5 protein-coding genes and 1 pseudogene are annotated in these 7,142 nt (G+C 57.5%); 2 read left to right on the top strand and 4 right to left on the bottom strand.

Features of this window, described 5'->3' with window-relative positions; translation table 11 throughout:
- Both VGC62_RS12120 and fadD1 read left to right on the top strand, forming a co-directional pair.
- Nucleotides 1–703 (top strand): annotated as a pseudogene (locus VGC62_RS12120) (hypothetical protein); the annotation flags it as partial.
- A gap of 428 nt (nt 704–1,131) precedes the next feature.
- Nucleotides 1,132–2,829: a long-chain-fatty-acid--CoA ligase FadD1 gene (gene fadD1 / locus VGC62_RS12115; RefSeq protein ID WP_331187325.1), complete on the top strand. Its 1,698-nt coding sequence runs from the start codon at nt 1,132–1,134 to the stop codon at nt 2,827–2,829.
- Nucleotides 2,830–2,900: 71 nt separating this feature from the next.
- Here the strand turns inward: fadD1 and VGC62_RS12110 are convergent, their stop codons facing one another.
- The 4 genes from VGC62_RS12110 to VGC62_RS12095 form a co-directional block, all read right to left on the bottom strand.
- The gene (locus VGC62_RS12110) at nt 2,901–3,935 is read right to left on the bottom strand and encodes an AbrB family transcriptional regulator (RefSeq protein WP_331187324.1); all 1,035 of its coding nucleotides are present in this window, start codon (nt 3,933–3,935) and stop codon (nt 2,901–2,903) included.
- Nucleotides 3,928–5,442, bottom strand: coding sequence for a tripartite tricarboxylate transporter permease (locus VGC62_RS12105; protein WP_331187323.1), 1,515 nt, complete (start codon nt 5,440–5,442; stop codon nt 3,928–3,930). The genes VGC62_RS12110 and VGC62_RS12105 overlap by 8 nt, the downstream gene beginning before the upstream one ends.
- 1 nt (nt 5,443) lies before the next feature.
- The gene (locus VGC62_RS12100; RefSeq protein ID WP_331187322.1) at nt 5,444–5,902 is read right to left on the bottom strand and encodes a tripartite tricarboxylate transporter TctB family protein; all 459 of its coding nucleotides are present in this window, start codon (nt 5,900–5,902) and stop codon (nt 5,444–5,446) included.
- A 63-nt stretch (nt 5,903–5,965) separates the two neighbouring features.
- Nucleotides 5,966–6,946 (bottom strand): tripartite tricarboxylate transporter substrate binding protein, encoded by a 981-nt coding sequence (locus VGC62_RS12095; RefSeq protein WP_331187321.1) that lies wholly within the window; start codon nt 6,944–6,946, stop codon nt 5,966–5,968.
- Nucleotides 6,947–7,142 lie beyond the last annotated feature (196 nt).

Raw genomic sequence — 7,142 nt, 5'->3', positions numbered from 1 at the left:
GATCGAAGGCATCAGTCTGTTGCCGATCGAGTCGCGGCGTTATCGCGCGGCGCTGGACCAATACAAGTCATCCAGCTATGACGCAGCCGCGCTGCACGATCTGCACTTCTTCAAAAACTGTTCGTCAGTAGTGTCGATCGTCTCGCTGCCCAAGGATTACAAGCTGTCCTACATGGACCTCAACCGGCTGAAGACTCACCTCAACAGCCTGTTCCCCAACACCACGCTCAAGCGTTATGCACTGGTGATCGGCGCCTCGGCCAACTTGTCGCTGACCACTTTGATCGCCAAGAGCCCGTGCCTGTCGGATGACTTCCTGACGCTGATCGTCGCGTTCATCAAGCGCTGCTTCGCCAAGACGCCGTACCGCTTCGACGACACGCTGGATAATTCGATTCTGGATTTCATTACGAGCGACGAGTTCGACGAAAACCGCGTCGATGAGCTGCTCAACGAATACGAGAACCCGGCAAAGATCCTCGACACCAACTGGTACGCGATCAAACCGATGTACGAGAAGAAGTACCGTGAACTGATCGAAGACAAATCACGCTTCGTGTCGATCAACGACATCCGTATCTCGCGTGAAAGCGTGAAAAAAGCCGTGAAGTACTTGCGAGAGATCTATCGTCACCGGATCGGTAAGACGCGCGTGATTTCGTTGAATCAGCACACGGGGAAGACGGAATATCCGAGTAGGTGAGCCGAGCAGGTGAAGACGGTACCGACGCCGATGATGCGGTAAACGCAGCGGCGTTATCGCGGGCAAGCGCATGAATAAATATTAATGAGACGATCAATCGCCTGTGCAAGCAGCCGCGCGGTTTCCCATGAGGGCGCCTGTTTGCTGAGACCGCGCGGCGTCTGGATGACGAGGAATCTGCTATAGGAAACAGTGATTTCGACATTTAGGTTCACTGCTCCAAAAGTGACCAGCATGTATTAAATAGTCAGATTTATGACCGTAGAGCCTACTGTTGGCTCTAGTCGCCCCTTGGCAAAGCTGCTACTCTCGGCCCGCTTTTTGACCTGTGAGTAAAGCGAAAAGCGCGAACTGCACCAGTCCAAACACAAGAAATCGCCGCATTCAAGCGGTGTGTAGAAATCGCTGTCGCTGAGGAGTCGGCTTCCATGATAGAAAACTTCTGGAAGGATAAATATCCATCTGGTATCGCCGCCGATATCAATCCTGACGAGTACTCAAATGTTCAGGCTGTGTTGAAACAGTCCTGCGAGCGTTTCGCTAACAAACCGGCTTTCAGCAACCTGGGCAAGACACTCACTTACAGCGAGTTGTATGCGCTGTCCGGCGCCTTCGCTGCCTATCTGCAACAGCACACCGACCTGCAACCGGGCGACCGCATCGCCGTGCAGTTGCCTAACCTGTTGCAGTACCCGATTGCAGTCTTCGGCGCCATTCGCGCTGGCTTGATTGTGGTCAACACCAACCCGCTGTATACCGCGCGGGAAATGGAACACCAATTCAACGACTCCGGCGCCAAGGCCCTTGTGTGCCTGGCGAACATGGCGCACCTGGCAGAAAAGGTCGTGCCCAGGACTGGCGTCAAACACGTCATCGTGACCGAAGTCGCCGACCTGCTGCCGCCGCTCAAGCGACTACTGGTCAACAGTGTCATCAAGTATGTGAAGAAAATGGTCCCGCCCTATCATTTGCCCAAGGCGATCAAGTTCAACGATGTGCTGGCCAAAGGTCATGGTCAGCCGGTCAAGGACGCATCGCCTGACAGCGGCGATGTCGCGGTGTTGCAATACACCGGTGGAACCACTGGCATTGCCAAGGGCGCGATGCTGACCCACCGCAACCTCATCGCCAACATGCTGCAGTGTAAGGCGCTGATGGGTTCCAACCTCAAAGAAGGCTGCGAAATCCTCATCACGCCGTTGCCGCTTTACCACATCTACGCGTTCACCTTTCATTGCATGGCGATGATGCTGATTGGCAACCACAATATCCTGATCAGCAACCCACGTGATCTATCGGCGATGGTCAAGGAGCTGTCGAAGTGGAGGTTCAGCGGTTTTGTCGGCCTCAACACGTTGTTTGTGGCCCTGTGTAATAACCAGGAGTTCCGCAATCTCGATTTCTCCTCGCTGAAACTCACGTTGTCGGGTGGCATGGCGTTGCAACAGGCCGCGGCAGAGCGCTGGCAAGACGTGACCGGGTGCGAGATTTGTGAAGGCTACGGCATGACCGAAACCAGCCCTGTGGCATCGGTCAACCCGATCCAGCGGATCCAGATCGGCACCATTGGCATCCCCGTGCCGTCGACCCTGTGCAAAACCATCAACGATGCAGGCGAAGAACTGCCGCTGGGTGAAGTCGGTGAGCTGTGCATCAAGGGCCCACAGGTTATGAAGGGCTACTGGCAGCGTCAGGAAGCCACTGATGAAATGCTCGACGCTGAAGGCTGGTTGAAGACCGGCGACATCGCAATCATTCAACCCGATGGCTACATGCGCATTGTCGATCGCAAGAAAGACATGATTCTGGTGTCGGGCTTCAACGTTTATCCCAATGAACTCGAAGACGTGTTGGCAACCTTGCCAGGTGTACTGCAGTGCGCGGCAATAGGTGTGCCGGACGAGAAGTCGGGTGAAGCGATCAAGTTATTCATCGTTGCCAAACCGGGCGTGACGCTCACCAAAGATCAGGTCGTAGAACACATGCGCGCCAACGTCACGGCTTACAAAGTGCCGCGCATCATTGAGTTCCGCGACACCCTGCCAACCACCAACGTCGGCAAGATTTTGCGCCGAGAATTGCGCGATGACGAAGTGAAGAAGATGGCGTTGAATAAACAGGCCTGATGTTCAATGGCCCCACCAAACCCCGCCGCCGTGCGGGGTTTGTTGTTTAGGATCCAACATGTTTTCGGTGCTCAAGCAGCAGGACGCCGACTCCAATACCGAAACAGCGGTTCTGCCAGAAACAGCACAAACAGCAATCGCATCACTTGCATCGCGGTCACCAGCGGCACCGACAACTGCAATACCTCGGCTGTCAGGCTCATTTCAGCGATGCCGCCGGGCATCATGCCCAACGTCAGCGAACGCAGGTCGAGCTGGGTCAGCGTACTCAGGATCAGTGCTGATGCAGCAGCGATGATCATCGTCAGCGCGGTGCCGATCAAAGTGCGTCCTATAAAGGAAGGCGCTCGGCGAAAGAACGCCCGATTGAAATGACAGCCCAGCCCGCTGCCGATCAGCCATTGACCGATCTGACTACCGCCATTAGGCAAACCCATGTGCAGTTCGCAGCTCACACTGACCACCGCACTCACCAGCAACGGCCCGAACAACCATGGGTTAGGTTGCTTCAAACGTTGCCAAAGCCAGGCCAATGCAGCGCCTGCGGGAAACAGTACAGCCAGCCAGGCCCAATCGACCGTGACCGGATGCAAGGTAGGTGCGCTGGCGTCCAGCAGGTATTTGAAGATCGCTGGCACACACAACACCACCATCAACACCCGTAGGCTCTGGCCCGCCGCGACATTGCTGAGGATTGCACCATTACGCGCACCGAGGTTGACCATCTCGCCCGAGCCACCGGGCATGCTGGAGAAGAATGCCGTGGCGCGGTCCTCACCTGTGCGCAGCATCAGCCACACGCCGACCACGCTGGAAACGCTGGTCACCAGTGCGCCGATGAAGATCAGGCCCAAGTGTGCAAGGACTTGTTCGATGACGATGGGCGTGAAGTGCAACCCGATGCCAATACCGACCACCCATTGGCCGCATTTGCGACCGCCGGGGATTTCAGCGAGCTGCCAGGGTGTCAGGCAGCGCACCAGGATGATCGCGAGCAACGAGCCGACCATCCATGGCAATGGCCAGCCGACCTGGCTGGCGAGGTAACCGCCCAGCAGGCCGACCAGCGGCGTGCCCCACCAGGTTTTGAAAGATCGTTCAGACATTCGCCAGTTCACGGTGCTGACGTGAGCGCTTGCGCCAGATGCGAATCAGCGGGAACACCAGCATCAACCCCGTCACGACCCAGACACCCAGCGTGATCGGGCTCGACCAGAGTATTTCAAGCGCTCCGTTGGAGATCGACAGCGCGCGACGCAGGTTCTGCTCCATCAAGCCACCGAGGATGAAGCCCAACAGAATCGGCGACAGCGGGAAGTCCAGCTTGCGCAGGATATAACCGAAGATGCCGATACCGACCATTAGGAACAGGTCGAACGTAGTGGCGTGGACCGCGTAGACGCCGATCCCGGTGATAATCGCGATGACCGGCACCAAGGCCCAATTCGGTACGGCGAGGATGCGGGTGAAGATGCGGATCATCGGGATGTTGAGGATCACCAGCATGATATTGGCGACGAACAACGAGGCGATCAGGCCCCAGACGATGTCCGGTTGTTGTTGAAACAGCAATGGCCCCGGCGTGATGTTGTACAACGACAGCGCGCCGATCATCACCGCTGTGGTGCCTGAGCCTGGAACGCCCAGTGTCAGCATAGGCACCAGCGCGCCGCAGGCCGTTGCACCGATGGCGGTTTCCGGCGCTGCCAGACCGCGCATGTCGCCCTGTCCGAATTTGCCACTGGCACCCGCGATGCGTTTTTCGGTCATGTAGGCAACAGCGCTGGCGAGGGTAGCCCCGGCACCTGGCAGTACACCCATGATAAAACCCAGCAGGCCGCAGCGAATGTTTACCGCGAACACGGCGCTCGCTTCCTTGACGTTGAACATCATGCGACCAGTGGCCTTGACCGCTTCCTGACCGCGATGGGTTTTTTCCAGCAGCAAGAGCATTTCGCTGACAGAGAACAGCCCCAACACCAATACGACGAACCCAATGCCGTCAGCCAAATGGATGTTATCCCCGGTGAAGCGGTACACGCCGCTGTTGGGGTCGATACCGATGCTCGACAGAAACAACCCGATCAGCGCAGCGACAAAGGTCTTCAGCGGTCGGTCGCCCGCCATACCGCCGAGACAGACGATGGCAAACACCATCAGTACAAAGTATTCCGCAGGTCCGAAGGCAATTGCCCATTTCGCCAACAGTGGGGCGAACATCACCATGCCGCAGGTGGCGATCAATGCACCAATGAACGAACTCCAGGCAGACAGCGACAAGGCCACTCCGGCCATGCCCTGGCGCGCCATTGGATAACCGTCCAGCGCGGTCATGACGGTGGAGGCTTCACCCGGAATGTTCAACAAAATCGAGCTGATACGGCCACCGTACTCGCAGCCCAGATAGACAGCCGCCAGCAGGATCAATGCCGATTCAGGTGGCAGGCCCAGGGTGAAGGCGATGGGAATCAACAGCGCGACGCCATTGATCGGGCCTAGCCCAGGCAACAGACCGACGACCGTGCCGATCAAGGTGCCGGAAAAGGCGGTGATGAGGTTGTAAGGGGTCAGCGCGACGCCGAAGCCCTGGCCCAGGTAGCCGAGAGTATCCATATTATTTCTCCAGAACGTCGAGCAGACCGAGAGGCAGCAGCACTTCCATCACTTTGGCAAACAGTAAATACAGGCCAATGCTCATCAATGTGATGATCACGATGCTGGGCAGCCAGCGACCGCCATACAGGCGTGCCATCGGAATGCCGATCAGGATGCTGCTGAGGATGAAGCCCAGCGGTTCGAACAGACCGGCGAATATCAACAGCAGGCCGATACAGATGGCAATCTTGATCAGTGTCGGGCGGTCCAGTTCGGGTTCGTCTTCGCTGTGAATGATGGGCGCTGGGCGAAACACCATGTACAGCAGGGAGATGCCCATCAAACACAGAATCAGCAGCGGGAACGCTCGCGGGCCAACGGGTTCGTAGGAAAAGGGAGCCTTATAGGGCCAGGCCATGAGTGCCAGGCCGATACACATCAGCAGCAGCACAAAGGCGAAAATTCGTTGCAAGACCATGGGAGCTCCTGGGCTGCGCCACTGTGTCGGCAGCGCAACCGCTCGTCAGTCAATCGAGATCAATCACTGAATCAGGCCGAATTCCTGGGCCAGGGTTTTGTACTCGGCGACACGTTGCTTGACGTACTTGTCGAGTTCCTCGCCGGTCATGGCGAACGGGAACAGCTCGCGTTGATCACGCAGCTTGGCGAAATCTTCCGAGGCCAATAGCTTGTCGAAGGCGTCTTTCCACCATTTGTATTCTGCATCGGTCACTTTTGGGCCGAGGTAGAAGCCGCGAACCACCGGCCAAACGATGTCGTAGCCTTGCTCTTTGGCGGTCGGAATGTTCTTCATTTCCGGCTCGTCCAGACGCTCATCCGAGAACACCGCCAGCAAACGCATGTCGCCGCTCAGGATGTGTGGCATGGAGTCGGCGATGTCGGTGCTACCCACTTGAATATGGCCGCCGAGCAGCGCCGTTGCGATTTCGCCGCCGCCTTCGAGGGCGACGTAACGCAGGTCACGCGGGTTGATGCCTGCGGCCTTGGCCACTAGCGCGGTTTGCATCCAATCCTGGCTGCCCACCGTGCCGCCGGAGCCGATTACCACCTTGCTGGGGTCGGCTTTCAACGCCTTGACCAAATCGTCGAGGTTTTTGTAGGGCGAATCTGCTTTCACCGCGATAGCGCCATAACTGGTGCCGATAGCGGCCAGCCAGCGCACGGCGTTTTCGTCAAAGCGACCGAATTTGCCTTGAGCCAGGTTCAGCAACGAGCCGCTGGACCAGGCGACCAGGGTGCCTGCATCGGCAGGGCGTTGCGCAACGACGGCGTTGTAGGCCACGGCGCCAACGCCACCTGGCATGTAGGTCACACGCATGGGTTTGGACAGAATCTTCTCGTTGACCAGTGCGCTTTGCACCAGTTTGCAGGTCAGGTCGAAGCCGCCGCCAGGGGAGGCGGGAGCGATGCACTCAGGGCGATTGGGTTCGGCGGCCCAGAGTTGTGTGGCTACCAGTATGCAAGTGGCGGCAACGCTGATACGGCGCAGTGTCGAGCTCATTGGTCAGTCTCCAGAGGAGTTGTTGTTTTTGAGGTGCTTGGGTGATTCCGGCGTTCACGGCGCAACCATCAAGCGCTCACGCATAGCTCACGATGGTCTGAGTGGATCGACAGGGTGATACGAGATGTGCAGGGAAGCCGCATTGAAGAGGTTGGGGAAGCATGCTTTAGAAGGGAATAAGAAAAAGGCGCAGGGG

Origin of the sequence: Pseudomonas sp., assembly GCF_036404235.1 — a bacterium.
Taxonomy (GTDB): domain Bacteria; phylum Pseudomonadota; class Gammaproteobacteria; order Pseudomonadales; family Pseudomonadaceae; genus Aquipseudomonas.
This window is presented reverse-complemented; position numbering and strand designations above follow the sequence as displayed.

Coding starts and splice junctions, on each gene's coding strand:
- fadD1 (WP_331187325.1), top strand. CDS start 1,132: ATGATAGAAAACTTCTGGAAGGATAAATATCCATCTGGTATCGCCGCC.
- VGC62_RS12110 (WP_331187324.1), bottom strand. CDS start 3,935: ATGTCTGAACGATCTTTCAAAACCTGGTGGGGCACGCCGCTGGTCGGC.
- VGC62_RS12105 (WP_331187323.1), bottom strand. CDS start 5,442: ATGGATACTCTCGGCTACCTGGGCCAGGGCTTCGGCGTCGCGCTGACC.
- VGC62_RS12100 (WP_331187322.1), bottom strand. CDS start 5,902: ATGGTCTTGCAACGAATTTTCGCCTTTGTGCTGCTGCTGATGTGTATC.
- VGC62_RS12095 (WP_331187321.1), bottom strand. CDS start 6,946: ATGAGCTCGACACTGCGCCGTATCAGCGTTGCCGCCACTTGCATACTG.